Consider the following 26,213-nt stretch of genomic DNA (forward strand, 5'->3'; position numbering starts at 1 on the left):
CACTCACCTTAATATTCCATACCCTCAGTCCTTCTATCCGTACACCACAATACCTAACGTCTTGCTGATGAACGAAGCGCAAATGCTTCCTCGACGTCCTCTACACGAATCTCATCTCGTCGATCCAGCGCGGCGATGGTCCTCGCTAACTTAGCGGTTTGTACGACAACGCGCTCTGTGACACAGAGTTTGTCGCACAGGTGTGTCAACATGGAGACAGCTCGGGGTTGAAATTGCTTTATGGGGTCTAACTCGTCGACAGGTTCAAGTATCGCGCGTGCTTGGCTTACCGCTTGTCGCAATTCAAATGCTACAGGATCGCGGCTGCCTAATGGATTATTCGTACCGTCTGGAACACGGTTCATATAGTGAATCAAGTCGATGCGGTCCAAAAGCGGCCCCGGGCAGCGACTCCAATATCGACGGACATCATGTTCGAGGCATCGACATTCTCCGTAGCCTCGCCATCCACAGGGACATGGATTGGCGGTGCCGACAAGTAAGAAGCGCGCTGGCAGACTGGCTGTGCGTCCGTTTCGTGAAACATGTATTACCCCACTCGTGAGCGGTTCGCGAAGAGCATTCAAAGTGGCTTTTGAGAATTCGAAACACTCGTCAAGGAGGAGAACGCCGTTATCGGCAAGTGTGACTTCTCCTGGACGAGGGGGCGATCCGCTTCCAGTCAGTCCGGCTGGCGTTAGCGTATGGTGTGGTTCCCGCAGTGGTGGTCGCAAACTAAATTGGGCATTCGGATTCACCAACTCGTGGTACGCATATGAGCGCAACGCATCCGCTTCAGACAGATTTGGTAAGAGATCGATGAGACGATGGCTCAGCGTCGTTTTACCAACGCCAGGCGGCCCGATGAACAAAAGTGGATGTCTGCCTGCAGCGCTAATGGCAAGTAGCCGTTTTTCAAATGCTCGATTGGGCAGGGAATCGAGCATATCGAAGGGAATTGTCGCATCTTGTCGAGAGGTTTTGTCGTCCATTGATGTTCTTGATGGTACAGCACACACTGGCGGATGGTTTGTAAGCTGAGCGACAACTTGTGTCAGGGTAGACGAGGCTACGATGTTCATGAGACTGGCAAGTGGTCCTGGAATGGGTGGACCTGGTGCTACGTACAACTCTTGTATGCCTGCTTCGGCTAGGCGCAAAGCGAGTCCGACGGTCGCCTCGGCCGGGACGAGTGAGCCATCAAGTCCTAGTTCCGCAAGAAAAGCCGTTTGTTTTCTTTCTACCAGCATACCTTCAGCGCGAAGGATGGCGATTGCGATGGCGAGGTCGAGCCCCGAGCCCTGTTTGCGGAGAGAGGCTGGTTGTAAGTTCACCGTGATACGGCCTTTGGGAAATGGTAAAGAGCAGTTGTGAAAGGCCGAGCGAATTCGTAAGCGGGCCTCGTTAACGGCAGAATCGGGTAGCCCTACGATGGAAAAACGAGGGAAACCAGAACTAACATCGGCCTCGACATACACGAGTTCAGATTGAATGCCATTGTGAACGGCGCTGACGGCACGTCCTAGCATGTAATCACCTCTTCGTGATTGCGTGCGATCACGCAAGTCTGAGCATGGACTAGATATAGCAATTTGCGGGGATGTCAGCCATAATGTAGGGAAGAATCTCGTTCGCATCGTCTCACTAGGAGACGAGTTTCAGGAGGGAGCCGACATGGAAAGCCCACGAAAACGAATGGACAAATCCAACTCCCATGGCAAGCGGGGGCAGGTGATTGACTTACGAGCCTATCAGCGTCGCCGAGATAGAAAGCACCGTGGTGCACCGTACGAAGGGCTGACTGGGCTGTGGCTTTTGCGCTACACCTGCTACGCGTTGGCTGTCGTGGCTGTGGCTTTTGCGATCGTGGGACTGTGTCCTGTCGGATGGAGGGCCGGGGCTCTCGTCGTCAGCCTGTTCACGAATACGATTGGTCTTGCCTTGGGACTGACGCTCTATGTATTGAAGGAGCGGGGGGCAATGAAAGTGCTTGGTACGCTCGTCGGAACATTTGCGTTCGCTTATCTATGCTGTCTCCTACACCCGTGGCTATGAAATGAAGTATCGTTTTGTCAAGGTTCGATTGTATGCGTTTACAGGGCCTAAACCGGACGAGACGTTGTCAAACGCTCCTAGAAGTTCTATTCTGATAGAGAAAACAAGACGAACGCTCAGACGACGTTCGTCCGGTTTTTATGGTACCGTTTCGGTACGGGTGGACAAAGGAGGACTGGCATCGTGAACATCCACGAGTATCAGGCGAAGGCCGTGCTGGCCGAGTTTGGCGTGAAGGTTCCGCAAGGCAAGGTTGCCTTTACCGTTGAGGAAGCGGTTGCTGCGGCGAAGGAGCTTGGCGGCAAGGCTGTTGTAAAGGCTCAGATTCACGCGGGCGGCCGCGGTAAAGCGGGCGGCGTCAAAGTATCGAAGTCGCTCGAAGAAGTTGAGGCCAACGCACGGGAGTTGCTTGGGAAAACCTTGGTTACTCACCAAACTGGCCCGGAGGGCAAAGTTGTTAAGCGACTTTTAATTGAACAGCTGACTGACATCCGAAAGGAGTACTACATAGGGCTAGTTCTGGATCGCGCGCAAGGGCGGATCGTGATGATGGCGTCCCAAGAAGGCGGGGTCGAGATCGAAGAGGTTGCAGCACAACACCCAGAGAAGATTTTCCGCGAAACGATTGATCCGGCGACGGGATTAAATCCATTCCAAGCCAACAATCTGGCGTATAAGCTCGAGTTGCCGCCAACGGCTGTCCGCAAGGCGGTTCAATTTATGATGGGCCTTTATAACGCTTTTGTTGCCAAGGATTGTTCCGTCGCGGAGATTAATCCGCTCGTCTTGACGGGCGAAGGCGACATTCTTGCGCTGGACGCCAAATTGAACTTTGATGATAACGCGTTGTATCGCCATCCTGATATCGTGGCTCTGCGCGATGAAGACGAGGAAGATCCAAAGGAAATTGAAGCTTCCAAGTACGGCCTCAGCTATATCGCGCTCGATGGAAACATCGGTTGCATGGTCAATGGCGCCGGCCTGGCGATGGCGACGATGGACACTATCAAATACTATGGCGGGGCTCCGGCTAACTTCCTGGACGTCGGTGGTGGCGCGAGCGAAGAAAAGGTGACGGCAGCATTTAAGATCATCCTTTCCGATCCGAAAGTACAAGGAATTCTCGTCAACATTTTCGGTGGCATCATGAAGTGCGACGTCATTGCGAATGGTGTGGTCGCGGCAGCCAAGCAGGTCGGATTGGACAAACCGTTGGTTGTGCGATTGGAAGGTACGAACGTTGAACAGGGCAAGGCGATTCTCAACGAATCAGGTCTTTCCATCGTGGCGGCCGATTCGCTGGCCGATGCGGCGCAGAAGATCGTCGCGCTTGTGTAAGGAGGGAATTCCATCATGAGCATCTTGGTAAATAAAGATACGCGTGTTATTACTCAGGGCATTACCGGCTCGGCAGGCTTGTTTCACACGCAACAGGCTTTGGCCTACGGCACGAATGTCGTCGGCGGTACGACACCTGGTAAGGGCGGTACCACGGTAGAAGGGCTGCCGGTCTTCAATACAGTCGAGGAAGCAGTTCGTGAAACTGGTGCAAACGCGTCCGTCATCTATGTACCACCCGCGTTTGCAGCCGATGCAATTATGGAAGCGGTCGCCGCTGAACTTGACCTCGTCATCTGCATCACCGAAGGTATTCCAGTGTTGGATATGGTGAAGGTCAAGCGGTTCATGGAAGGTAAGCACACGCGGCTCATCGGGCCAAACTGTCCGGGTGTGATTACACCTGGCGAATGCAAAATCGGTATTATGCCAGGGTACATTCACACGCCAGGGAAGGTTGGCGTGGTCTCGCGTTCTGGTACCTTAACCTACGAAGCTGTATACCAATTGACGGTTCGCGGTATTGGCCAGTCTACTGCTGTTGGTATCGGTGGCGATCCGGTGAATGGGACCAATTTCGTCGACGTGTTAAAAATGTTTAATGATGATCCGAACACTGAAGCGGTCATCATGATTGGCGAGATTGGTGGTACAGCAGAAGAAGAGGCGGCGGAATGGATCCGGCAGAACATGACAAAGCCCGTAGTTGGCTTTATCGCAGGTGCGACGGCGCCTCCTGGCCGGCGCATGGGCCATGCTGGTGCTATTGTCTCGGGCGGATCGGGTACGGCTGAATCCAAGATCGAGAAAATGAAAGAGTGCGGTATTCGCGTTGCACCGACGCCGTCGGAAATGGGATCCACACTGTATACGTTGTTAGAGGAACGCGGGTTGTTGGAAGTCTGCAAAACCCATTAACGAATTGTGACAAAAAGCCATCCGAGCGATATGCCTCGGGTGGCTTTTTTACGATCTGCAATCGACGCTTCCTATGTCGAATTCGACAATAAAGCTAGGTCGATGACGGAAGGTGTGGGTACTTGTGACGGAACGGGAACTGCGACTTTTCTGGGCGCTCTGCCCAGGATTGGAACCAGGCACATGGAGACGAATGCTGCACGTGTTTGGCTCGGCTACATCATTGTCAAACGCGGATGAATCAGACTGGGCCGAGTCTGTACGGTTGCATGCGCAAACCGTTCACCGCATGGTAGCATGGCGGGAATCGTCCCCCAACATCAGTGTGTTGGAGGCTCGTCTCAACGAACAGAACATTGTGTGTATCGTACGCGGTGATCCAATTTATCCACAAAAACTTGAAGCTTTGTTTGATCCGCCCGAGGTGTTGTTTGCGCGGGGCAATGTTGATTTGCTCAATTCTTTTATGTCCGTCGCTGTGGTTGGGACGCGGCGCGCCACTGCTTATGGAGTGACCGCCACCAAGTGGATCGCAACGACGGTGGCGGAAGCCCGAGGCATTGTCGTTTCCGGTATGGCGTTGGGGATCGATGCCATTGGACATGAAGCAGCCCTTGCGACAGGTGGAGCGACTGTCGCCGTTCTCGGTTCCGGCGTGGATGTGTGCTATCCACCATCTCATGCGAGACTTTATGCCGAAATTGGCGAGCGGGGACTACTTCTGAGCGAATATGCTCCAGGTTCCTTGGTACGTAAGCACCATTTTCCGGAGCGCAACCGCATCATTGCGGGTATATCCAATAGTACTGTCGTAGTACAGGCGGGCGAGCGTAGCGGTGCACTTGGCACAGCGGCCGTCGCACTTGATATTGGCCGCGACGTCTACGTCGTGCCGGGGCCCATCACCTCGCGCGCCAGTCGCGGATCGAACCAATTGTTATTTGACGGAGCCATCCCGCTGGTCGATCCGGCAATATTGCTTCAGGACCAATTTGGCATTGGAGACGCAACGACAACCGTGCGCAAACAAGTGCCAAAACATATAGCCCAAGTGTACGATAGGCTGGCCGAGGACGGTCCGCTTCGGGCCGGAGAATTGGCACTCTTATTGTCAATGCCCCCTGGGCACATCTATGCCACATTATTGGAACTAGAGGTGGAGCACCTGGTTGAAAAGCTGCCCGACGGTCGATACCAGGTGATATTGTAAAATGGGATTGATGATTCATGTGTGTAAAATGATTCCTTGTCTAAGCTGAAGACTTGCATATCACCCTAGGTCTATGGGGTGATCGCAGTGTTCGGTCTCGATACGGCGCGTACTTGGATTCAGAGATGCGTACGATGGTGCAGCGTGTGTTTGACTTGTATGAGCGTTGCAATTGTACCTGCGCATTGCGCATACGGTGCGGACTATTGTGACCGAGATCGAGTTTCGGTCGCTCCACATGTCCTTACAATTGGCGACACAGATCCGCGTGTGTATTGGTTACATGAGCAGTTGGTCGAACTAGGGTATTTACCCTTCACCTTCCGTCCTTTGGTCCCGACGGACAGATTGTATCGAGCAGGCCGGGACGATCCAGATATCGGTGTATTTACGTGGAAATACACAAACGTACCGGATACCCTACGGGAGTTATGGGACCCTTGTCGCTATAACGAGTTGACCCGAGGTGCAGTCATGACTTTTGAAATGGATCATGGTCTGCGGCCGGATGGATTCGCGGGTCCAGCCGTATTTCGGGCGATTGCGCTCTCTTCCACGTGTGTCCTTGGCACGTTCCGCCCGTATCGGTATGTATATGTCAAGCAGTCGATCCCGCAGATAGTTCGCGTATGGGAAAACGGATCCTGGATCTTCTCGGCCCCGTGCAGTACCGGCGTCGATGCGGCACCTACGCACACAGGCACGCATGTGATTTACCTACGCAATCGGGAGCAAAGCATGGACGGTGTTGGACCAAGCGGCAAACCGTATCATGTAGACCATGTACCGTATGTAAGCTTTTTCTACCAGGGTGAAGCGCTGCATGGCCTTTCCAGATCTCGCTACGGTATTCCGCAAAGTGCGGGATGTGTGGAATTGGCCATTCACGACTCGAAACGGTTATGGGAGTTAACGGATTACGGAACGTTGGTAACGATTGGTGATCCGCAAGACCAACACTAACATCCATCAAGTCACCATATATATCATGTGATGTAATACTTTTTATCTTACATACGCTATGTCCTTGCTGTTATACTCTTCGTCGTCAAATACTAAGCCGAATCTCCAGATTGATGATCTGGGGTACGGGGGACTTCTTGGTTGTAAGACCTTGGGGTGAATCGCCATCTGCGACGGGTGTCTCGTCACCCGAACCCGACAACTAACCCCGGAGGCAGAACGAGAGGATTTGGGCAGATTGCGTAAAAAACATTGGTTACTCGCAGCAGCGACGATGTGTCTGACCAGTGCATTTGGTGTTTCGACCGCGATGGCCGCGACCGTTAAAGTCGCACCGGGGCAATCGCTATGGTCAATTGCTCATCGTGCTGGTATTTCTGTGCAAAGTATTGAAGCAGCGAATCCTGGTATGGATCCGATGAATCTACAGGTGGGTGCTACCGTGCAAGTTCCGAGCCCCACAGCGTACGTGGTCAAGCCAGGGGATACCTTGTTTACGGTTGGTCGACATTATGGAGTTACTCTTAGTGCCATGCTGGATGCGAATCCACAAGTCAATCCGCAAAATTTGCAAATTGGTTCGACGATCCGCGTTCCGATCACATCCGCCCAAACTACTCCTACGACAAATGGAACCAGACAAGCAAATCAGGCGGTCAATGCCCATGTTGCCGCACCCACATCCGATACTACAAGCAATTTATATTGGCTTGAACACGTGATTAACGCTGAAGCAGGCGGGGAATCTCTGCAGGCGCAAATTGCGGTAGGAGATGTCATTATGCATCGTATCGCAGCGGGTGGGTACGGGAACACGGTTCAGCAGGTCGTGTTTCAAGTGAGTAACGGCCACTACCAGTTTACGAGCGTTGCAAACGGATATATTTACACAGCACCAAACAGCTCCAGCATTACAGCAGCAGAGGACGTTCTACAAAAAGGACAAGACCTGGTTCCCGGTGCGCTGGTGTTTTACAATCCGTCCGAAACGCCAGCGGGCAGTTGGGTACGTCAGCAACCGGTGATTCGTCAGATTGGGAATTTGGTTTTTGCAAAGTGATACGTACGTTTATTAGGGTGGAGCACACTGATGTTCCACCCTATTGAAGTTTTTGACCTGTTTTTGAAAGTTCGACATCGCTTGGCGACGCGATTGCTTGTCGAGCCATCTGTAGTATGCCCTCTAAACTGTGTGCACCTGCGATGAACCGCGCTGGATGACAAAATGTAGCGTCTATGGTACCACATGCCTCGGCGAGCTCCGCTCCTTCTTTTCCTGCCCAAGAGGCAGGAAGGGGCTTTCTCGCCTCGAAGCTGCGAGGGCTTTTCGGCACGACCTGTAGGCGATACTGTCCAGTTTTGTCTGGAAACACAACGTACAATACACTTGCCTGTGTGTCCAATTCCATTAAAGTCTCTGTCCATGGACAGAACCTCGGAAGGACCATAAGAGATGGCTCCGTTCGAGCTTGAAAAGCTGTTTTTACAATCTCTACCGCATCGATCCGGCTAATTTCGTGCCGTATATAATTGTCGAGAATGACAGTCGCAAAGCGGACAGCACGTTCGAATGCCTCGTTTTCATCATCGGCCGCGTTCCATGGCGGGTTAAAGGATCCTACCAATTCAGAAATGCCCTTAATACGGGTGTCTCTGTCCAGGTCTATGCCGTTGTCAATGGCGTCAATCGCTTGAATAAGTTTTTCATCAATGTGTGCGTGCACGATGTTGCGGTTTCCCTCATCTTCAACACCGAAGTGCGAAATCAACGCAGCGCCAAAGTCCCTCCAAATTAGCCCAGCGGATGCAAAAGGTAAACCGTTTGCACGGTATACTTTTTCAACTGTGTGATGGTCATACGGTGAGCCGTTTACGTCGACAACAATATCACAGGTAGCGAGCGCTTGAGGTGAACGCGAGCGTACCACCTCTGCATCCGGATACAGTTGACGCAGAATTGCGACGGCGAACACTTCGTCCGCGTGAAATTTCCCGTGATGGGTGCCAATTTTCATTGCTGTTGACCACCTTTCGCTCATGCATCCAACACGGATGACACCGCGCATATGATTTCACGTTAACATCAATCGCTCGGCTGTACAACTGTCGTGCTGGTGTGATCCGTACTCACTGCTCGCATTATAAATAATAGAAGAAATTCGACACGATTCACGATGGAAAACCGATTGCAAATCGCGCAATATAAAAGTGGCCTTGTTTGCAAAGATTTTTGTTCCGGTGATAATATGGGTTGAACTAAGGAACGGCACTGCCAAGGCGTACGACGAACAGGAGGATATGCTGTGGCGGATTATTTGGTTATCGTCGAGTCGCCGGCCAAGGCAAAGACGATTGGTAAATATTTAGGAAGTCGATACACCGTTAAAGCCTCCATGGGACACGTACGGGATTTACCTAAGTCGCAGTTGGGCGTCGATGTGGATCATGGATTTGAACCCAAATATATTACAATTCGCGGTAAAGGTGATGTGATCAAAACACTTCGCAACGCAAGTAAGAAGGTCAAAAAGGTGTTTCTCGCGGCCGACCCTGACCGTGAAGGGGAAGCCATCGCGTGGCATCTACAACACATCCTCGACTTGAATCCCGAGGAAGACTGCCGCGTCGTGTTTCATGAAATCACAAAGGACGCCGTGCAGCAGGCCTTTAAACATCCTCGCAAGATCAACATGGACTTGGTAAACGCCCAGCAGACGCGACGGATCTTGGATCGCCTTGTCGGTTATCAGTTAAGTCCTTTACTGTGGCGTAAAGTCAAAAAAGGTTTGTCTGCCGGACGTGTACAGTCGGTTGCCGTGCGCTTGATTGTGGATCGTGAAAATGAAATTCGGAAGTTTCAGCCGGAGGAATATTGGACGGTTGACGCCATCGCGAATGTGGGTTCCAAAAAGTTGATTTCGCGGTTCTATGGCTATGATCAAGAAAAGACGAGCCTACCCAATGAGGATGCTGTAAAAGAACTGTTGCGGCGCATGGACAATCAGGCATTGACTGTTCGTCGCGTCAAAAAGTCCGAACGTCGTCGCAACCCGGCCGCGCCGTTTACCACGAGCAGTTTGCAGCAGGAGGCCGCGCGGAAGTTGGGGTTTCGAGCGTATAAGACCATGTCGGTCGCACAACAGTTGTACGAGGGTCTTGATATCCCCGGTGAGGGGACCGTGGGTCTTATCACGTATATGCGTACTGACTCGACGCGTATTGCAGCGTCGGCACAAGAAGAGGCGAGAGCGTTTATTCAGGCGGAATATGGTGTGGATTATGTACCAGATAAACCGCGACAATATGCCAAAAATGAAGATGCTCAAGATGCGCACGAGGGTATCCGTCCGACATCTGTACATCGCCATCCGGACAAATTAAAGGATCATCTCTCGCGAGACCAGTATCGGCTTTATAAGTTAATTTGGGAACGTTTTATTGCGAGCCAGATGGCGTCTGCCATTTTGGATACGACAACCGTGGATTCTGAAATCAACGGGGCGTGGTTTCGCGCTACCGGATCGGTGGTCCGTTTCCCTGGTTTCATGGCCGTCTATATTGAGGGAAATGATGATGCAGACAGTGATGAAAATGGAAAGCTGTTGCCTCCTGTCGAGGAAGGTGATGTGCTGAGTGTCGCAGATGTGCGCCCGGAGCAGCATTTCACCCAGCCACCGCCGCGGTACTCGGAGTCAAGCCTTGTCAAGGCGATGGAGGAACTCGGGATTGGCAGACCGAGCACATACGCTCCGACAATTGATACGATCCTAAAGCGCGGTTACGTTGTATTGGAGCAAAAGCGTTTCCTCCCAACCGAGTTAGGCGAAATTGTCGTGAATTTGCTGAAGGAAAACTTCAACCAACTGATTGACGTCGATTTTACAGCCAACATGGAACAAGAGCTTGACGCGGTGGAAGATGGTGAAGCGAACTGGGTTGCATTGATTGATCACTTTTATCACGACTTCCAGAAGAATCTAGAGGAGGCGGAATCCTCGCTCGAACATGTCGAGATCAAGGATGAAGTTTCTGATGTGCCTTGCGATAAATGCGGGCGGATGATGGTATACAAAACCGGACGGTATGGAAAGTTTCTTGCTTGCCCGGGCTTTCCCGAGTGCCGTAACACAAAACCAATTGTCAAGGAAGCTGGTGTCAATTGTCCTAAGTGCGGGAAGCCCTTACTCGAAAGACGGGGTAAGACGAGAAAGGTATTTTACGGATGTAGTGGATATCCTGATTGCGACTACGTGTTGTGGCAACGCCCAACTGGCCAGTCCTGCCCGACATGTGGTCATCCGATGGTAGAAAGGCAGTCTAAGGGAAAGGTCACGGTCTTTTGCAGTAACGAAAAAGCGCATCCGCACGCCCCGGCTTTTGCTGAAAGTGGTTCGCGGAAATCTTCTTAAAGACTCAGTTCGTAAGGAAGTGCTCACAATGAAGAAGGTTACTGTGATTGGTGCTGGTCTGGCTGGAGCTGAAGCTGCTTGGCAGGCTGCGCAACGCGGTGTGCAGGTCGTTTTGTACGAAATGCGTCCGGTGCGTCAGACGCCGGCGCATCACACAGAACAGTTTGCGGAGTTGGTGTGTACCAACTCATTTCGTGCGGCTAGCATCACAAACGCTGTCGGCTTATTGAAGGAAGAGATGCGTCGTTTAGATTCGGTCATTATGAAGGCTGCCGATGAACATCAAGTTCCGGCAGGCGGTGCATTGGCCGTGGATCGCGAACGTTTTTCCGCACGTGTTACGGAACTTGTAGAAGGGCATCCAAACATTGAAGTGCGCCGTGAGGAAGTTCTGGAAATTCCTTCGGAGGGAATCTGCGTTGTCGCCACTGGCCCTCTCACGTCACCCGCATTGTCAGACAGCATTCGGCGATTCATTGGTCACGATTACCTTTACTTCTTTGACGCAGCGGCCCCCATCGTGACGAAGGAGTCTGTCGACATGGACAAGGTATTTCTACAATCCCGTTACGATAAAGGGGAAGCCGCCTATTTAAATTGTCCCATGGACGAAGACCAATTCAATCGCTTTTACGAAGAGTTGATTCATGCGGAACGCGCTGAATTGAAAGATTTCGAAGAGGAAAAGTACTTTGAGGGCTGCATGCCGATTGAGGCGATGGCAGCTCGCGGCCGGCAGACGTTGTTGTTTGGTCCGATGAAACCGGTTGGACTTCGTGATCCGCGAACAGGAAAACGACCTTACGCCGTTGTTCAATTGCGTCAAGACAATGGAGCCGCGACTCTATTTAATATTGTGGGGTTCCAGACACACTTGAAGTGGGGCGAGCAGAAACGAGTGTTTGCGCTCATTCCGGGTCTCGAAAATGCGGAGATCGTGCGTTATGGTGTTATGCATAGGAATACGTACATCAATAGTCCGCGGACGCTACTACCTACATATCAATCGAAGGCTCGACAGGAGCTATTGTTTGCCGGACAAATCACAGGCGTCGAGGGCTATGTCGAATCGGCTGCGTCGGGTTTGGTTGCTGGGATCAATGCGGCGCGTATAGCAGCGAACCTAGATCCTGTGACAATGCCCCATACAACGTCAATTGGCAGTCTCGCTCACTACATCACACATACATCTGGGGATAATTTCCAACCTATGAATGCCACGTTCGGACTGTTTCCGCCGTTATCAGAACCGATTAAGGATAAACGGCAACGTAATGAAGCGTATGCGCATCGCGCGCTGGCGGATTTGTCCGAGTGTATTGCAAGTACACGGGTGAGTTGAATGATGGCGTTGGAAGAATGGATTGTGCGTTTTGTAGACGAATTCAGGGCAAGGTGGAGCCCGAACACCTTGCAGGCATACGAGCGAGACCTAAAGCAATTGTGCGCGTGGCTCGCAAGGCGGGGCATAACGGACGTGGCGGTTCTGTCCACCAGAGAGATTCGTACGTTCATTGCCGATAAACTGGCGGAAGGCAAATCGAAGGCAAGCGTATCACGCCAATTGTCGTGCTATCGCTCTTTTTTTGCGTTTCTTGAGCGAGAAGGCGCAATCGAGCGCGATATTCTTCAATTGCTGACGCTGCCCAAGCGTGACAAGCCTGTTCCTAAGTACTTATATCAAGAAGAAGTTTCGCAACTTCTTGATCATATTGACGGACGTGATTTCGCTTCCCTGCGCGATCGGGCTCTTCTCGAGTGTATCTACGCATCGGGGGTTCGTGTGAGTGAATGTGTAAGCATTGATATCGGAGATTTTTCACTGAGCGACGGCTATGCGTATATCATGGGTAAGGGTGGAAAGGAACGCTATGTGTTGCTAGGTAGCAAGGCTATCGCGGCACTCCAACGATATTTGGATGCGCGAGGTACGGTCGCCACATGTTCGGCGTTATTTGTAAACCAACGTGGTACGCGTCTATCAGATCGCAGTGTCCGGCGTATATTGGATCAAAGGCTTCGCGAAGTTCCTGGGTTGCGACATATCCATGTGCACGGTTTACGTCATTCATTTGCTACGCATTTGCTCGATGGTGGCGCCGACTTGCGGAGTGTTCAGGAACTGCTTGGGCACGCCAGCTTGTCTAGCACACAGATTTACACTCACACGAGCCGCGAACGTTTGACAAAAGTGTATCTCGAGGCGCATCCGCGAGCCGAATTAAAATAGAACGATAGGAGCGAACGGGATGGACATATCGATGCATGCGACGACCATTTTCGCCATACTTAAAGATGGTAAAGGTGCAATGGCTGGCGATGGCCAGGTGACATTGGGTAACAGCATGATCATGAAGCAAGGGGCGCGCAAGGTTCGACGCCTTTACAAAGATCAGGTGGTGGCTGGATTTGCCGGTTCGGTCGCCGATGCGTTTACTCTGTTTGAGAAATTCGAAAAGCGCCTAGAGGAGTTTCAAGGAAATCTACAACGATCGGCTGTTGAATTGGCGAAGGAATGGCGCTCAGATAAAATTTTGCAAAAGCTTGAGGCGATGCTTATCGTGATGAATCGGACGGATCTCTTAATTGTTTCCGGTGGAGGTGAGGTCATCCAACCGGACGATGGCATTTGTGCGATTGGCTCAGGTGGAGCATTTGCACTTTCGGCGGGACGGGCACTTGCTCGTAATACCGATTTGCCACCTGCGGATATTGCCCGCAAGTCTTTGGAGATCGCATCTGAAATCTGCGTTTTTACGAACGATCACATCGTGTTGGAAGTCGTCGAGTGACGAGGAGGTATTCGAATGGTGATGGAGCGTGAATTGACGCCACGCCAGATTGTGGAGCATCTTGACCGATACATCGTCGGCCAACGCGCAGCCAAACGAGCTGTGGCTGTTGCTCTTCGCAACCGGTCACGTCGAGCGAAATTAAGTCCGGAGTTGCAAGCTGAAGTAACGCCCAAAAACATTTTGATGATTGGACCTACTGGTGTAGGCAAAACCGAAATTGCACGACGTCTAAGTAAGTTGGTGGGTGCGCCGTTCATTAAGGTGGAGGCAACCAAATTCACCGAAGTCGGTTATGTAGGCCGCGATGTCGAGGCTATGGTTCGCGATTTAGTCGAGACGGCTGTGCGTATGGTGAAGACAGAACACGCGGAAAAGGTAAAGGACGATGCGGAAGCACGTGCGAACGATCGCATCGTCGAGGCGCTTGTACCGGATCCAGGAGCGCGATCGCGGGTCAAAAATCCGTTTGAGATGTTGTTTGGAGGCACACCGAATACAAACCATACCGCGGAACCGAGTTCTGATGGCGTGCGTGAAGAGCGGCGGCGCACGAAGCATAAACTGCTTCTGGGTGAGCTGGAGGATAAGTACGTCGAAATTGATGTGGAAGAACAATCCACGCCGGCGTTAGGCTTTATGCCGGGAGTTGGTCCTGAGAGCATCGGCAATTTGCAAGAAATGCTGGGAAATCTTTTACCAAAGTCGACGCGCAAGCGCAAGATGACCGTTCGTGAGGCTCGCAAAGTGCTCACGCAGGAGGAAGCTCAGAAGCTCATCGACATGGACGCCGTGACGGCGGAGGCGATTTATCGAGCAGAAAACCATGGAATTATCTTTATTGATGAAATGGATAAAATCGCAGGGCGGGAACAGCGTGGCCCTGATGTGTCGCGAGAAGGTGTTCAGAGGGATATCCTCCCGATTGTAGAGGGGTCCACCGTTTCAACCAAGTACGGTGCGGTGAAAACCGATTACATGTTGTTTATAGGCGCGGGCGCTTTCCATGTCGCCAAGCCTTCAGATTTGATTCCTGAGTTGCAAGGACGTTTCCCGATTCGAGTAGAACTGGAGCCGCTGACAAAGGAAGACTTTATGCGCATTCTGCAAGAACCCGAACATTCTTTGCTCAAGCAATACACGGCCTTATTGGAGACTGAGGGCATTCGGGTTGAGTTTACCGAGGACGCCATTGCAAGAATTGCCGAAATGGCACAGCAGGTGAATCAGGAAACCGAAAATATTGGCGCGCGGCGATTGCACACGCTAGTTGAAAAAGTTCTTGAGGATCTCTCATTCGAGGCGCCGGATGTCAATCTTCCGTCGATTCAAATTACACGGCAGTATGTCGATGAAAAGCTGGGAGGGATTGTTGTCAACCGCGATTTAAGCCAATTTATTTTGTAGACTGTGGCGTTCGTCAATGTTATATCGAGAATTTGGGTGGAACCGAATTGCGGTTTCACTCCTTTTTTTATATGGAATATGAACGTCATTAAATACTTTTTTTTGTTTATCGATCAACATAGCAGGATTCGACTCTGGTGTGCCGAATTTGTAGTTTCGTATCGAATCTAGTCACAATTTGTATCGGGGCGAGTCGAATGAACGTATTTCAACTGCTGCAAAGTTCCATAAATGCCTCTACTCTACGCCAATCTGTGTATGCAAACAACATTGCAAACGCTGAAACGCCAGGTTATAAGCGTCAAGATGTTGCGTTTGAGTCTTACCTGCAAAATGCACTGAACGGGACCGGACAGGCTCTGATGGGTCAGTATCACATCCCTGTCGGCACGGACGAGAATTCCGTAAATCTCAACGCGTTGCCCAATGTCACCCCGGTTGTTTATACCGACAATTCGACAACTGTCGACAACAATGGCAATAACGTCGACATTACTCAAGAGATGACGCTGCTCGCGGAAAATCAAGTCCGGTACGACACGTTGGTTCAGGATGTGTCAGATCGCATAACACGGTTGCGGACTGCCATTACGGGGAGTTGAGTTGAATGCTTGATAATTCCAGCATGAACATCAGTGCCAGCGGGCTGGCGGCCAATCAACTCTGGATGAACGTGATTGCCAACAATATTGCAAATGCGAATACGACACGCACGCCGCAAGGAGGGCCCTATCGCTCGGAAATCGTGAACTTCCAAGCGGTACAACAGCCGGCAAGCTTTCAAACTACGCTCGGGCAAGCCATGACGTATGGAGGTGGCGGTGTTGAAGTCTCCTCTATTACTCAAGATACAAGTCCCTTTCAACTGGTCTATGACCCATCAAGCCCGGATGCTGTGAATGGATATGTGAAAATGCCTAACGTCGATATCGCAACGCAAATGGTCGATCTTGTTCAAGCTTCGCGAGCCTATGAGGCCAACGCGACGGCATTTGATGCCGCAAAACAAATGGCGGTAAGCGCACTGAGTATTGGTAAATAAATTGGAATGGATGGTTGATCATGATTCCGGCAACTGTGTCGAATGTGTCAAGCGCATTGGCTACGCCTGGCTCTTTAGGTGGAAGCCAGTCTGGGGGAGCTGGGAGTACCTCAGGCACGAGTTTTGGAGCGTTTCTGGCTCATGCAATGGATCAGGTGAATTCGTTAAGCCAGTCAGCTGACCAAATGGCTGTCTCCTACGCGGCGGGCGGACCCGTTTCGACGGCGCAATTGATGATTGCCGAATCGCAAGCAACGTTGGCGGTTGACATGATGTCCCAAGTGGCGACTCGCGTGCAGCAAGCGTACTCGACGATGATGAACATGCAAATTTAATCGTTGTGATTGCGATGATTGAAATAGGGTGAGATGCATTGAATGAAACCCTGCGGGGGATGTGGACGAATTTGAAAGGGAGATGGGTGGGACTTTCTCCCTTTGCCCGACGCAACGCCATAATTGCTTTTGTGGCTGCGTTGGCCGCACTTGCGACCATCGTTTTCGTCGTTTCGCGTCCACATTATGTGACCATTATGGAGGGCCTCGATGACAAATCGCTCGGCCAGGTACAGCAAGAACTTGATACACTGAAAATCCCTAACCAAATTCAGGGTACTGCGGTTTTAGTTCCAGCACGTGAGGCGGATGAAGCTCGCATACAGCTGTCAATGGCTGGGTTGCCGCAATCTGGTTATGTTGGATACTCAAGCGTGAGCACATCGTTTGGGTTGACACAAGACCAATTTAATATCCAGGTGCTCGATGCTCTGCAACAGAGCCTGAATGCGACCATTGCGAGTATTAACGGCGTAGAATCCGCTCAGGTGCATATCGTCATGCCCGAACAGCAGTTGTTTGTGACGCAGCCCACGTCGGATGCGAAAGCATCGGTGTTTGTCACGCTTGGCACCGGTGTGCAATTGTCACCGGCGCAAGTTGCTGGTATCCAAGAACTTGTGGCGCACTCTGTGCAAGGGTTGAGTGTTGGCAATGTCACGGTGGTGGATCAGTACGGCGATACCTTGTCAAGTGATACGCCGTCGACTGGATCGACGGTCACGGGATCGGCTTCGTCAGAGTTAGCGATGCGGGAAAAACTCGAAAATGACCTTCAGCAAAAACTGGTTTCGGGTCTCCAACAGATTGTTGGCGCACAAAACGCGGTCGTTGTGGTGCACGCGAATGTCACGTTTAACCAAACGGAGACGACTTCCCATGTGTTGTACAATGCCCCCGGTTCGACGAACGGTTTTGTCACGAGCACTCAGGTTGACAAGTCGCAGACCACCAATGGAACCGGAACAGGTGGTGCTGTAGGGCAAGCAGGGAGCAATCCGAACCTCAACTCCACCTATGCAGCCGGTGGTAGTGCGGGGTCAAATTCGACGTCGTCTGACACGACAACCAATTACGCATTTAGCTATCAAAACCAGCAGACTACGTCCGATCCGATGCAAGTGCAAGGCTACTCGGTCGGCGTCTTACTGAATAGCAACGATCAAAGCATTACCCCGGCTGTGCAGGCTCAGATCAAGAATTTTGTCGCGGGAGTTCTGGGAGGAACGCAAACTCAGGGGAAAAACCAAGTCAGCGTGTCTGCTGTTCCGTTCACGTCGATGCAACAACCGACAACCATGGTAGCTCCGAGTTCACATCGATTCATTTATGCGCTTGGCGCGTTGCTATTACTTGCTATCGGGGGAGGCATGGTCTGGTATCGTCGTCGACGAATGCAGGCGAAGGAGTTGCAGATACCCACAGTTGTATCGGACGTGTTTGAACACGAGTTGGAAGAACTCCCATTGACGGAAGAAGAAGTACTTCGTTCACAACTGGTGAACCTTGCAAAGCAAAGGCCGGACGATTTTACAAGTTTACTGCGTTCTTGGTTATCGGAGTGACCAAACTGTGATGGTAGCAAGGAGGCGATGAGATGCAACGCCGATCGTCTTTGTCCGGCAAGCAAAAGGCAGCTGTGCTTCTCATCGCGTTAGGTCAAGATGTCGCAGCTGAGATTTTTAAACGCCTATCTCAAGATGAAGTGGAGCAGCTGACGTTCGAAATTGCCAACGTCAACAAAGTTGGCATGGAACAGCGGGAATCCATTCTGGAGGAGTTCCGGGATCTCGCGATGGCCAAGGAATATATCCAGACGGGGGGTATCGACTACGCTCGGGAGGTGTTGGAGCGCGCTCTTGGTCCCCAGTCGGCGCAGGATGTGCTTGCCCGTTTGACGTCTGCTCTGCAGGTGCGTCCTTTTCACTTTGCCCGCAAGGCAGATCCCAATCAGGTATTGGGATTCTTACAGGATGAACATCCACAGACGGTGGCTTTGGTGCTGTCGTATCTCGAGCCGAGTCAAGCTGCGATGATCATCTCAGAATTGCCGACGGAGCTACAAGCGGACGTGGCGAGGCGAATCGCTACCATGAAAGGCACGTCGCCTGATGTCATTGCAGAAGTGGAAGAAATTCTTGAATCGAAACTCTCGACCATGACGGCGGTGGACAATTCTCATACAGGCGGGATTGAGGCTGTTGTCAACATATTGAACGGCGTCGATCGCAGTACGGAAAAAAGCATTCTTGAACAGCTCGCGACGCGCGATCCAGATTTGGTCGACGAGATCAAAAAGCGGATGTTTGTGTTCGAGGATATCATTTTCCTCGATTCCAAAGCCATTCAACGAGTCATTCGCGAGGTCGATGCGCGCGATCTGCAGCTTGCCTTAAGGGTTGCCCGTGAAGATGTTAAAGACGTTCTGTTTAACAATATGTCCAAGCGCATGGCAGAGCAGTTCCAAGAAGACATGGAGTACATGGGACCTGTTCGACTGCGCGACGTTGAAGATGCGCAGCAGCGAATTGTTGGTGTCATTCGTCATCTGGAGGATATCGGAGAAATTGTCGTCTCGCGTGGCGGGGGGGACGATATCATTGTCTAACGTCGTAAAGCACGCGCAGATTGTCCCGCATGTCGATCAGATTGAAATTCCCGATATCCCTGTTCGACGTCCTGCGAGTGGTGAAGTCGAGATGTCTGTGCGAACCCCCGACTTGGAGGAGGAAGCAGTGCAACGACTTCGCCAGATCGCGATCGAGCAAGGCGAGCGGGAACGCGCTCTGATGTTGCAACGAGCGATTGTCGAGGCGCAGGAAATAGTGGCACGCGCACGCGAAGAGGCGCGTGCCAGCGCGGAACAAGTCCGGCAACAGGCGTATGCCGAAGGAATGCAGCAAGGCCTTGCGGCAGCGGCGTCGGAATTAGCTTCGTGGAAACAAGCCGAGTATGACAAGCTTGAGGCGTTGGCCAAAGATATGCAGGACGATTGGCAGCGGCGCATGATGGCGCAAAAGCATGCGCTTAGCCAATTTGCCATCAGTGTTGTCAAGGCCTTGCTCGGCCGCGAACTGCTACTTGCCCCTGTGGCTATCGACGAACTCGTGGACGGGATGTTGCAACAGGTCATTCAAGCGACCTCCGTCTGTGTACGTGTGCACCCTGACGATTATCAGGCGGCCTGTGACGCTGAACCCAAATGGTCACTGCGCGGCATGGGCAAATGGGCTGTGCAGGTAATCCCAGATCCGTCAATGAATCCGGGTGATTGCGATATCTGGGCGGATTCGGTGCATCTCGACGGGCGAATGCAGGTACGACTCGGAGAATTGACGGACTGGCTCGCAAAGCTGGCGGAGGAAGGAGATGCCCGCGATGTGGACTCTGCTTGAGGCCGCAACAGAGCAACTCAGCACCCGTCGGTTGTTGCGGATGGAGGGCAGCGTGACGAAATTGGTCGGTACGGCGATTGAGGCTACGGGACCACGGACATCGCTAGGCGATTTGTGTCTCGTGCATGGGGGGGAGCACGCTTGTCTGGCGGAAGTCGCGGGCTTTCGCGAAGATAAACTGCTCTTGGTGCCCTTATCCGAAATCGCGAGCATTGCTCCCGGGGCGTCTGTTACCTATTTGCAACGCCAACTCGCAGTCGCTTGCGGACAAGGCCTACTGGGGCGCGTGTTGAATGGACTTGGAGAGCCGGATGACGGCCAAGGTGCCATTGCTGGGAATGTGACCTATCGTCCGGTTTGGGGTCGGCCGGTGCACCCACTTCGCCGTCGGCGGATTGAGCATGTCCTTGCCACAGGAGTTCGAGCCATCGACGCGCTTCTGACACTTGGCGAAGGACAACGCGTTGGCGTGTTTGCCGGCAGTGGTGTCGGCAAGAGCACGCTTTTGTCGATGATTGCGCGCGGAAGCGAAGCGGATGTGAACGTGATCGCGTTGGTGGGTGAACGAGGGCGTGAAGTCCGGGAGTTCATTGAGCGGGACTTAGGCGAAGAGGGCTTGGCCCGAAGCGTCGTCATCGTCGCGACGTCGGATCAACCGGCGTACATCCGGATGAAGGCGGCTTTTGTTGCGACAGCAATTGCCGAACATTTTCGCGACACAGGTAAACGTGTAGCGTTCATGATGGATTCGGTCACGCGCTTTGCTATGGCGCAGCGAGAAGTGGGGCTGGCTGCCGGCGAACCACCGTCTTCGCGCGGATATACGCCTTCTGTTTTCGCGTTGCTTCCACAGCTTCTCGAGCGAACAGGGCCTGGCGAGACGGGGGCAATTACCGCTTTTTATACGGTACTTGTCGAAGGCGACGATCTGAACGATCCGATTGCCGACGCGGTTCGTGGCATTTTGGACGGACATGTTGTGCTCTCGCGCAGGCTGGCTAATGCAGGTCACTATCCGGCAATTGACATTCTGGCCAGTATCTCGCGCTTATTTTCGACCGTGGCAAGTTCGGATCATCAACGGCAAGCTCGTCTGGTTCGCCATTGGTTAAGTCGGTATCAAGAGGTCGAGGACTTGCTTCGCATTGGTGCCTATCGTAGCGGAACAGACGCTGAGGTCGATATCGCGATCGAAAAAATCGCCGCGATTCGGGCACTGCTTGAACAAGAAGCGGACGAACACACTCCCTTTGCCGAAACGATGGCGCGCCTTGCTGCTCTCACAGGGGGTGCACCATGAGCGATTTTCGCCGATTTGCACACCGTTATCGAAAATTGATGGAGGGGCTGGAGCGGGTAGCTCTGCGGGAGTACATGCAAGCCGTAGATGCCGAAGCGCGCGCGCAGCATGCGTGGCATGGGCTTAAGGAGTCTATAGAAGATGTGAGGCGACAACAGTGTAAATCGATCATGGATGATTCCGGAAAATGGGTATTGTATGATGCTCACGGGCGGTGGCTACAGACGCGACTTGTTGCTGTCGAGAGAGAATGGCGGCAAGCAGCAACCGAACTGGAGCAGCTTCGCGAAAGCCTCCACCTCCGCCATGTGGCGACGCAAACGTGGGTCCATTTGTCCGATGCAGCGGATTTGGAGCATCGCATCGAGAACGCAAAGCGGGAGCAGGGAGATATGGACGAACTTGCACTGCAACGTTACCGAAAGGCGGTCGAAGATAGATGGCAATAAAGCAGAAGAATGCTTCGACTGCGGATCGCGTCGCAGAGCAGAAGGATGAGAGAAATGGGCATAAGTTTGGCTGGATCCTACTTGTTATCGTGATCCCTCTGCTTGTTGCGCTTGCTGTCTTGGTCGGTGCGCTCCAGGTACTCGGTGTGCCAGTTTGGAAGAAGGTGTCATCTGTGTTTGGAGGGCACTCCACGTCGGCGGCTGGCAACCAGAATGCCACTGCGTCATTGCATCGGACAATTGTCGTTGAGCGTGCGCAGATTATGTCCTTGCAAAATCAGGTGGCACAACTAACACATGAGTGGCAAAAGGCGAAGTCTCAGAATTCTGCGCTTGCGGCTCAGGTGAAATCTTTGAAAGCACAACTGGCGACGCAGGTATCGAACGTGCAACAGGGCACTGATGAGGCGAAGGTATTAGCGCAAATGGATGCTTCCGCTGCAGCATTCGTGCTTGAGAAAATGCCGCTCGCGAAGGCTGCATGGGCTGTAGCTGAGATGACGCCGGATGTCTCGGGGCCTATCTTGCAGGCACTACCTACCGCAACAGCAAGCTCGATTCTGCAGCAAGCTGCCGTCGACGAGCGGCAGCAATCGTCGTCAGGTACATCCAGTTCCGGTGCGAACGCTGTTGGGAACGGAATCAGTGGCTTAGGAGGGGCCAATAGCAATAGTTCAGTGCCGTGATTCTGGTGCTGAACGTTTCGTTGAAAGGGGGTGAGAATATGGGGGTTCGATCGGTGAGTGCCCAGGGAACCGACCCAATTGATTCTGCCCACGGTGAAAAGAAGTCGAGTCCGAGTGAGAAAGAGTCCGATCTCTTCGCCGCAATGTTGGGCAGTTTACAGGGGCAATTCAATGGTATTGGCGTCCAGCCTTTCGGGGCGGCTCGAGTATCTGCTTCAAAGACAGCTCCGCTAGCAACAGGCAGCGGGTCGATGGCTGTCGCGATGGAAAAGGCAAGCAGCACCACAAAGGGCAATTCGTCCATACACGAAGGCGTGATAAGGACCGCTACAGGCGCAGGAAACATGGTGAAGGCAGAAACTGCGTTACGTACCAATTTGCCCACCGGTCAGAAGGCAATGAGTGCGAGTGAGACAGGAACCGCAAATGCTTCGATGATGGTGGCCAATGCCGTACACAAGAAAGCTCTTCCTGCCAACGTTGCTACAAGTCAACGAGAACTGTTCGACTGGAGAACTGGCATCACAGCGACGAGCGATGGCGATACCCTAATGCAGGAGCAAGTCCCTGCTCAGGCGCTCGCGAAATCGGGGAGAGAAGTACAAACGTCTAACGGTGGAACGAATGTTGAGGCAGAAATATTGGGTGCTGTCGACGAGGTAACAAGGAGTCTGACCCGTGCACTTTCCCAGAGCACAGAGTCGATGCCACAAGAGCCTTGGATTGCAAGGGATGTTCCAGCCGGTATGACAATTTCGCCTGACAAAGCGCAAAGTTTGGTCGCCAACCCGATGGTTCAAGCAAGTGCACACAAGCGTACCACACATGATGTGCCGGGTGTGCTCGCAGCGACGGGCAACATCGGACAAGGGTCCACTGGGTTGCCTGCAACGTTCGCCATGAATCATGCCGTTGATACACAATCGCCGATATCGTCTGGATCGGGAGCTATTATCGATGCACGCGCACCTGAGGCCGTTTCAACCCTGGGTACAATGGTGGCATCTCAAGCCGAACAGGGAAATGCGGTGCTGCACGTTCAGGTTCAGCCGCACGGCTTAGGGGAATTACAGATTATCGTCGCACAATCGGCAAACGGTATGGACGTGCAAGTGGTAGCTTCGCAACAGGCTGCGTTTGCCTGGTTGCAGGGTCAATGGAGTGATCTGCAACAGAGCATGCAGGCGGCCGGGTTGGCTGTAAATAGCCTGTCACTGTCCATGGCCTCGAACGGACAGCAAGGAAGTGATGGTCGGTCGAGGGACGACTCGCGGATGCGATCGGGCGGTGTTCAACTCATCCCGGCTATCTCTGGAAAACAAATGGGCTCGTCAGCAACGACCGACTTGGATGTCTGTTTACTGAATTTATATGCGTGACATGGGGGTGGGTCCATGACCACTGTTGTCAATACGACGTCGCCCAACACGAGTATGGTGGGTTCGGCAACTGCACCTAGTAGCAACACTGCAAGTACAAACACTGTCAATCCGGATGGTCAACTCAATGAGAATTCGTTTCTTCAACTATTGGTGACGCAATTACAAAACCAGGATCCGCTCGCTCCTCAGGACAATACGCAGATGATCGCACAGCTTGCACAGTTCAGTGCCTTAGAGCAAATGACGAACGTTGCACAGACCGATTCGCAAGTGCTCTCGGCCATCCAGACCTTGACGAGCGAGACCAATCTGATGTTGGCGCATCAATTGCTTGGCACGCAGGTGAAGATAACCGACAACTCCGGGCAACAGGTACAAGGTACCGTGTCGGCGGTCTCGTTGTCTCAAGGAAGTCCACAAGTCGTTGTCAATGGAATTTCTTATCCAATCACGCAGGTGGTGCAGATGTCGTGACGGCTGTTTCCGGCTGGAACGGCGATTGGCATAATAGACTTTCCACCGATAGAACGGGATCTTCGCCGTCCAAAGGGATGTCTTATACCAGACAATCTACGCTTTCGTCGACATCGTTTCACGATGTGTTGTTTCAAGCCGCAGCTGAGTCTTCTTGGAAGGTGAGTCAACACGCACAACAGCGATTGTCCGAGCGCGGTATTACCATATCGACACATGATTTTGCTCTGATGGAGAAAGCGGCCCGACAGGCTGAAGCCCGCGGTGCAAAAAACGCCTACCTTGTCGCTGGGGGCGCCGGGCTTGTGGTCAACTTGCCATCGCGAACCGTGGTGACTGCATTGGATCACCGAGAGCAACCGATCGTTGCACAGATTGACAGCGTCGTATTTTTGGACAAGTTGGACCGCGAATGCGGGGACTTGCTTACCGGTGAACGACCGATCCGGTGAGGCGACGCCAATTGAAGGAGGAATTGTCATGCTACGCTCTATGAATTCGGCGATTTCGGGTATGCAAGCATTTCAGACCGATTTGGATGTCGTCGGTAACAACATCGCAAATGTCGACACGGTTGGCTATAAGTCTAACAGCGCGGAATTTAGCGACGTGTTGAGTCAAACCATGGCTGGTGGAAATGCAGGTTCGACGACTACTGGAGGGGTGAACCCTGAGCAGGTTGGCCTGGGTGTGAAGGTTGCCGCGACACAGATGGACATGTCGCAAGGTGCGGATTCGACTACGGGCGTTGCAACCAATGTGGCGATTCAGGGCAATGGGTTCTTCGTGGTAACCGATGGAACTCATGATTACTTGACCAGAGCCGGGGATTTTTCGATCGATAGTGCAGGCAATTTGGTTTTGCCGGACGGCACAATTGCCTTAGGATATGCCACGGCACCAACTTCGTCCAGTGCGACAGCTCCAACCACGAAGATGAACGTGCTTACTTTGGCTGGAACCGGAAACCAAGTTTCCAACGTTACCATTGGCAGCGACGGCTCCATCACAGCAAGTGTAACCGATAGCTCGGGTAATACGACCACGAAAACGCTCGGTTATCTCGCTTTAGCACAGGTGCCCAATCCAGCTGGTTTGGTGAAAACAGGAGATAACCTGTATGATGCGCAGAGTGCACCAGCAGGGAGCGCCACCTATTGGACGCCTGGCCAAGGTTCATACGGCACGCTTGCAGCTGGTGAGTTGGAACAGTCGAATGTCGATCTGTCACAACAGTTTGCAGAGATGATTGTCGCTCAAAACGCATATGTGGCGAACACGCACATGATTGGCACTGACAATGCAATTTTGCAAGCATTGGTTAACATGAAAAATTCGTAATGTAGCACTTGACCCGCGATTTTGAGATGGCGCGCGGCTACACTGCGCGCCAAGGAGAATGGGCCGATGATTAGGGTGACACGTCTCAAGGGCTCTGAATTGTGGTTGAATCCTTTGCTCGTTGAGACCATCGAGGCGACCCCAGACACTGTGATCACGATGGCAAATGGACACAAATACGTGGTCGTGGAGGATCCGGGGGTCATTACGTCAAAGTTAATCGACATATACCGACAAATCGGCCTGACGCGGGCGGTCGTGCAGCAGGAGGATCGCCCATGAAACAGGCGCTGCGTACTATGGTGTGGATTGTCATTGGCATTGTCGTGCTGGCAGGCATTTCTGTTGGTGTGTTGCTTTATATAAAAAAGCACCATCATACGAGTGGTACACCTGTCAGTATATCTGCCAAACAAATGGCGGCACTGCAAGTGACCTTACCACAGATGACAACCAATTTAGATGCGTCCGGAATCATTCAGTTTACCCTGACGTTGCAGGCGGCCGACAAGGCTACCGCTAAGGAATTGAATTTAATGGAACCGCAAATTTCGGATCAGGTAAATGAAATTATGCGTCAGTTCAGTTCCGACGAGTTACGGAGCGATGCGGGGCTCAATGAATTGAAGAGCACGATTGTTCGCGACGTGAACAAGTTGCTTCCATCTGGCAAGGTAACAGCAGCTTATTTATCACAAATTCTCGTTCAATAGTGAA

28 protein-coding genes and 1 riboswitch are annotated in these 26,213 nt (G+C 52.3%); of the genes, 26 read left to right on the forward strand and 2 right to left on the reverse strand.

Translation table 11 applies throughout. The features are described 5' to 3' along the window. Window positions 1-53: 53 nt before the first annotated feature. On the reverse strand, window positions 54-1,529 hold the full coding sequence (locus tag BLU70_RS03840) for a YifB family Mg chelatase-like AAA ATPase (RefSeq protein WP_074692211.1): 1,476 nt from the start codon (window positions 1,527-1,529) through the stop codon (window positions 54-56). Window positions 1,530-1,674: 145 nt separating this feature from the next. Between BLU70_RS03840 and BLU70_RS03845 the strand changes: the two genes are divergently transcribed. From BLU70_RS03845 to BLU70_RS03870, 6 genes are all read left to right on the forward strand, one after another. Beyond that, window positions 1,675-2,055 carry a hypothetical protein gene (locus tag BLU70_RS03845; RefSeq protein WP_040289517.1) on the forward strand — a complete coding sequence of 127 codons (381 nt, stop codon included), beginning with the start codon at window positions 1,675-1,677 and terminating at the stop codon, window positions 2,053-2,055. Window positions 2,056-2,238: 183 nt separating this feature from the next. Beyond that, window positions 2,239-3,393 carry an ADP-forming succinate--CoA ligase subunit beta gene (sucC, locus tag BLU70_RS03850; protein WP_006447073.1) on the forward strand — a complete coding sequence of 385 codons (1,155 nt, stop codon included), beginning with the start codon at window positions 2,239-2,241 and terminating at the stop codon, window positions 3,391-3,393. A gap of 15 nt (window positions 3,394-3,408) precedes the next feature. Then, window positions 3,409-4,311 carry a succinate--CoA ligase subunit alpha gene (sucD, locus tag BLU70_RS03855; protein ID WP_006447072.1) on the forward strand — a complete coding sequence of 301 codons (903 nt, stop codon included), beginning with the start codon at window positions 3,409-3,411 and terminating at the stop codon, window positions 4,309-4,311. Window positions 4,312-4,435: 124 nt separating this feature from the next. Next, a complete protein-coding gene (dprA, locus tag BLU70_RS03860) occupies window positions 4,436-5,521 on the forward strand; it encodes a DNA-processing protein DprA (protein ID WP_074692214.1) in 1,086 nt (361 codons plus the stop codon). Between the two features lie 159 nt (window positions 5,522-5,680). Next, on the forward strand, window positions 5,681-6,484 hold the full coding sequence (locus tag BLU70_RS03865; protein ID WP_244885110.1) for a L,D-transpeptidase family protein: 804 nt from the start codon (window positions 5,681-5,683) through the stop codon (window positions 6,482-6,484). Between the two features lie 85 nt (window positions 6,485-6,569). Beyond that, window positions 6,570-6,715: riboswitch (cyclic di-AMP (ydaO/yuaA leader) on the forward strand. A gap of 7 nt (window positions 6,716-6,722) precedes the next feature. Then, window positions 6,723-7,544, forward strand: a complete 822-nt coding sequence (locus BLU70_RS03870) for a LysM peptidoglycan-binding domain-containing protein (RefSeq protein WP_040289515.1) — start codon at window positions 6,723-6,725, stop codon at window positions 7,542-7,544. A gap of 40 nt (window positions 7,545-7,584) precedes the next feature. On the opposite strand, the gene BLU70_RS03875 is transcribed toward BLU70_RS03870, so the two are convergent. Next, the gene (locus BLU70_RS03875; RefSeq protein ID WP_244885111.1) at window positions 7,585-8,499 is read right to left on the reverse strand and encodes an MYG1 family protein; all 915 of its coding nucleotides are present in this window, start codon (window positions 8,497-8,499) and stop codon (window positions 7,585-7,587) included. A gap of 288 nt (window positions 8,500-8,787) precedes the next feature. On the opposite strand from BLU70_RS03875, the gene topA reads away from it, so the two are divergent. From topA to BLU70_RS03975, 20 genes are all read left to right on the forward strand, one after another. Beyond that, window positions 8,788-10,893: a type I DNA topoisomerase gene (gene topA, locus BLU70_RS03880; RefSeq protein WP_074692223.1), complete on the forward strand. Its 2,106-nt coding sequence runs from the start codon at window positions 8,788-8,790 to the stop codon at window positions 10,891-10,893. A gap of 28 nt (window positions 10,894-10,921) precedes the next feature. After that, complete coding sequence (gene trmFO / locus BLU70_RS03885; protein WP_074692227.1) at window positions 10,922-12,235, forward strand: FADH(2)-oxidizing methylenetetrahydrofolate--tRNA-(uracil(54)-C(5))-methyltransferase TrmFO; 1,314 nt, start codon at window positions 10,922-10,924, stop codon at window positions 12,233-12,235. A gap of 3 nt (window positions 12,236-12,238) precedes the next feature. Next, window positions 12,239-13,123 carry a tyrosine recombinase XerC gene (locus BLU70_RS03890; protein WP_244885112.1) on the forward strand — a complete coding sequence of 295 codons (885 nt, stop codon included), beginning with the start codon at window positions 12,239-12,241 and terminating at the stop codon, window positions 13,121-13,123. Between the two features lie 19 nt (window positions 13,124-13,142). Further along, a complete protein-coding gene (gene hslV, locus BLU70_RS03895) occupies window positions 13,143-13,685 on the forward strand; it encodes an ATP-dependent protease subunit HslV (RefSeq protein WP_006447063.1) in 543 nt (180 codons plus the stop codon). Window positions 13,686-13,700: 15 nt separating this feature from the next. Continuing rightward, entirely contained in the window at window positions 13,701-15,092 is a 1,392-nt protein-coding gene (gene hslU / locus BLU70_RS03900) for an ATP-dependent protease ATPase subunit HslU (protein WP_083341143.1), read from the forward strand. 197 nt (window positions 15,093-15,289) lie between these two features. Further along, on the forward strand, window positions 15,290-15,694 hold the full coding sequence (gene flgB / locus BLU70_RS03905) for a flagellar basal body rod protein FlgB (protein ID WP_074692235.1): 405 nt from the start codon (window positions 15,290-15,292) through the stop codon (window positions 15,692-15,694). Between the two features lie 5 nt (window positions 15,695-15,699). Then, the gene (flgC, locus tag BLU70_RS03910) at window positions 15,700-16,134 is read left to right on the forward strand and encodes a flagellar basal body rod protein FlgC (protein ID WP_040289511.1); all 435 of its coding nucleotides are present in this window, start codon (window positions 15,700-15,702) and stop codon (window positions 16,132-16,134) included. A gap of 20 nt (window positions 16,135-16,154) precedes the next feature. Then, window positions 16,155-16,469: a flagellar hook-basal body complex protein FliE gene (gene fliE, locus BLU70_RS03915; protein WP_074692241.1), complete on the forward strand. Its 315-nt coding sequence runs from the start codon at window positions 16,155-16,157 to the stop codon at window positions 16,467-16,469. Between the two features lie 38 nt (window positions 16,470-16,507). Further along, on the forward strand, window positions 16,508-18,034 hold the full coding sequence (gene fliF / locus BLU70_RS03920) for a flagellar basal-body MS-ring/collar protein FliF (RefSeq protein WP_074692244.1): 1,527 nt from the start codon (window positions 16,508-16,510) through the stop codon (window positions 18,032-18,034). 32 nt (window positions 18,035-18,066) lie between these two features. Next, window positions 18,067-19,077 carry a flagellar motor switch protein FliG gene (fliG, locus tag BLU70_RS03925; protein ID WP_040289508.1) on the forward strand — a complete coding sequence of 337 codons (1,011 nt, stop codon included), beginning with the start codon at window positions 18,067-18,069 and terminating at the stop codon, window positions 19,075-19,077. Further along, window positions 19,070-19,864 (forward strand): FliH/SctL family protein, encoded by a 795-nt coding sequence (locus BLU70_RS03930; protein ID WP_176780836.1) that lies wholly within the window; start codon window positions 19,070-19,072, stop codon window positions 19,862-19,864. Before fliG ends, BLU70_RS03930 begins: the two co-directional genes overlap by 8 nt. After that, window positions 19,848-21,164 carry a FliI/YscN family ATPase gene (locus BLU70_RS03935; protein ID WP_143027477.1) on the forward strand — a complete coding sequence of 439 codons (1,317 nt, stop codon included), beginning with the start codon at window positions 19,848-19,850 and terminating at the stop codon, window positions 21,162-21,164. Before BLU70_RS03930 ends, BLU70_RS03935 begins: the two co-directional genes overlap by 17 nt. Then, complete coding sequence (locus BLU70_RS03940; RefSeq protein ID WP_074692252.1) at window positions 21,161-21,613, forward strand: flagellar FliJ family protein; 453 nt, start codon at window positions 21,161-21,163, stop codon at window positions 21,611-21,613. Before BLU70_RS03935 ends, BLU70_RS03940 begins: the two co-directional genes overlap by 4 nt. Next, entirely contained in the window at window positions 21,604-22,299 is a 696-nt protein-coding gene (locus BLU70_RS03945; protein WP_083341145.1) for a MotE family protein, read from the forward strand. Before BLU70_RS03940 ends, BLU70_RS03945 begins: the two co-directional genes overlap by 10 nt. 38 nt (window positions 22,300-22,337) lie before the next feature. Beyond that, entirely contained in the window at window positions 22,338-23,678 is a 1,341-nt protein-coding gene (locus BLU70_RS03950) for a flagellar hook-length control protein FliK (RefSeq protein WP_143027478.1), read from the forward strand. A 15-nt stretch (window positions 23,679-23,693) separates the two neighbouring features. Beyond that, window positions 23,694-24,155: a flagellar hook capping FlgD N-terminal domain-containing protein gene (locus BLU70_RS03955; protein ID WP_006447051.1), complete on the forward strand. Its 462-nt coding sequence runs from the start codon at window positions 23,694-23,696 to the stop codon at window positions 24,153-24,155. Then, window positions 24,152-24,607 carry a hypothetical protein gene (locus BLU70_RS03960; RefSeq protein WP_244885113.1) on the forward strand — a complete coding sequence of 152 codons (456 nt, stop codon included), beginning with the start codon at window positions 24,152-24,154 and terminating at the stop codon, window positions 24,605-24,607. Before BLU70_RS03955 ends, BLU70_RS03960 begins: the two co-directional genes overlap by 4 nt. A gap of 28 nt (window positions 24,608-24,635) precedes the next feature. After that, the gene (locus BLU70_RS03965; RefSeq protein ID WP_074692259.1) at window positions 24,636-25,496 is read left to right on the forward strand and encodes a flagellar hook-basal body complex protein; all 861 of its coding nucleotides are present in this window, start codon (window positions 24,636-24,638) and stop codon (window positions 25,494-25,496) included. 66 nt (window positions 25,497-25,562) lie between these two features. Beyond that, window positions 25,563-25,778: a flagellar FlbD family protein gene (locus BLU70_RS03970; RefSeq protein WP_040289502.1), complete on the forward strand. Its 216-nt coding sequence runs from the start codon at window positions 25,563-25,565 to the stop codon at window positions 25,776-25,778. Then, window positions 25,775-26,209 carry a flagellar basal body-associated FliL family protein gene (locus BLU70_RS03975; protein ID WP_074692264.1) on the forward strand — a complete coding sequence of 145 codons (435 nt, stop codon included), beginning with the start codon at window positions 25,775-25,777 and terminating at the stop codon, window positions 26,207-26,209. Before BLU70_RS03970 ends, BLU70_RS03975 begins: the two co-directional genes overlap by 4 nt. The last annotated feature ends 4 nt before the right edge of the window (window positions 26,210-26,213 follow it).

Source organism: Alicyclobacillus hesperidum (genome assembly GCF_900107035.1).
GTDB classification, from domain to species: Bacteria; Bacillota; Bacilli; order Alicyclobacillales; family Alicyclobacillaceae; genus Alicyclobacillus; species Alicyclobacillus hesperidum.

Bases quoted from the DNA above. Each gene is read 5' to 3' on its own strand.
- BLU70_RS03840 (WP_074692211.1), bottom strand. From the start codon at position 1,529: ATGCTAGGACGTGCCGTCAGCGCCGTTCACAATGGCATTCAATCTGAA.
- BLU70_RS03845 (WP_040289517.1), top strand. From the start codon at position 1,675: ATGGAAAGCCCACGAAAACGAATGGACAAATCCAACTCCCATGGCAAG.
- sucD (WP_006447072.1), top strand. From the start codon at position 3,409: ATGAGCATCTTGGTAAATAAAGATACGCGTGTTATTACTCAGGGCATT.
- BLU70_RS03865 (WP_244885110.1), top strand. From the start codon at position 5,681: ATGAGCGTTGCAATTGTACCTGCGCATTGCGCATACGGTGCGGACTAT.
- BLU70_RS03875 (WP_244885111.1), bottom strand. From the start codon at position 8,499: ATGAAAATTGGCACCCATCACGGGAAATTTCACGCGGACGAAGTGTTC.
- trmFO (WP_074692227.1), top strand. From the start codon at position 10,922: ATGAAGAAGGTTACTGTGATTGGTGCTGGTCTGGCTGGAGCTGAAGCT.
- BLU70_RS03890 (WP_244885112.1), top strand. From the start codon at position 12,239: ATGGCGTTGGAAGAATGGATTGTGCGTTTTGTAGACGAATTCAGGGCA.
- hslV (WP_006447063.1), top strand. From the start codon at position 13,143: ATGGACATATCGATGCATGCGACGACCATTTTCGCCATACTTAAAGAT.
- hslU (WP_083341143.1), top strand. From the start codon at position 13,701: ATGGTGATGGAGCGTGAATTGACGCCACGCCAGATTGTGGAGCATCTT.
- flgB (WP_074692235.1), top strand. From the start codon at position 15,290: ATGAACGTATTTCAACTGCTGCAAAGTTCCATAAATGCCTCTACTCTA.
- flgC (WP_040289511.1), top strand. From the start codon at position 15,700: ATGCTTGATAATTCCAGCATGAACATCAGTGCCAGCGGGCTGGCGGCC.
- fliE (WP_074692241.1), top strand. From the start codon at position 16,155: ATGATTCCGGCAACTGTGTCGAATGTGTCAAGCGCATTGGCTACGCCT.
- fliG (WP_040289508.1), top strand. From the start codon at position 18,067: ATGCAACGCCGATCGTCTTTGTCCGGCAAGCAAAAGGCAGCTGTGCTT.
- BLU70_RS03935 (WP_143027477.1), top strand. From the start codon at position 19,848: ATGTGGACTCTGCTTGAGGCCGCAACAGAGCAACTCAGCACCCGTCGG.
- BLU70_RS03940 (WP_074692252.1), top strand. From the start codon at position 21,161: ATGAGCGATTTTCGCCGATTTGCACACCGTTATCGAAAATTGATGGAG.
- BLU70_RS03945 (WP_083341145.1), top strand. From the start codon at position 21,604: ATGGCAATAAAGCAGAAGAATGCTTCGACTGCGGATCGCGTCGCAGAG.
- BLU70_RS03950 (WP_143027478.1), top strand. From the start codon at position 22,338: ATGGGGGTTCGATCGGTGAGTGCCCAGGGAACCGACCCAATTGATTCT.
- BLU70_RS03955 (WP_006447051.1), top strand. From the start codon at position 23,694: ATGACCACTGTTGTCAATACGACGTCGCCCAACACGAGTATGGTGGGT.
- BLU70_RS03965 (WP_074692259.1), top strand. From the start codon at position 24,636: ATGCTACGCTCTATGAATTCGGCGATTTCGGGTATGCAAGCATTTCAG.
- BLU70_RS03970 (WP_040289502.1), top strand. From the start codon at position 25,563: ATGATTAGGGTGACACGTCTCAAGGGCTCTGAATTGTGGTTGAATCCT.
- BLU70_RS03975 (WP_074692264.1), top strand. From the start codon at position 25,775: ATGAAACAGGCGCTGCGTACTATGGTGTGGATTGTCATTGGCATTGTC.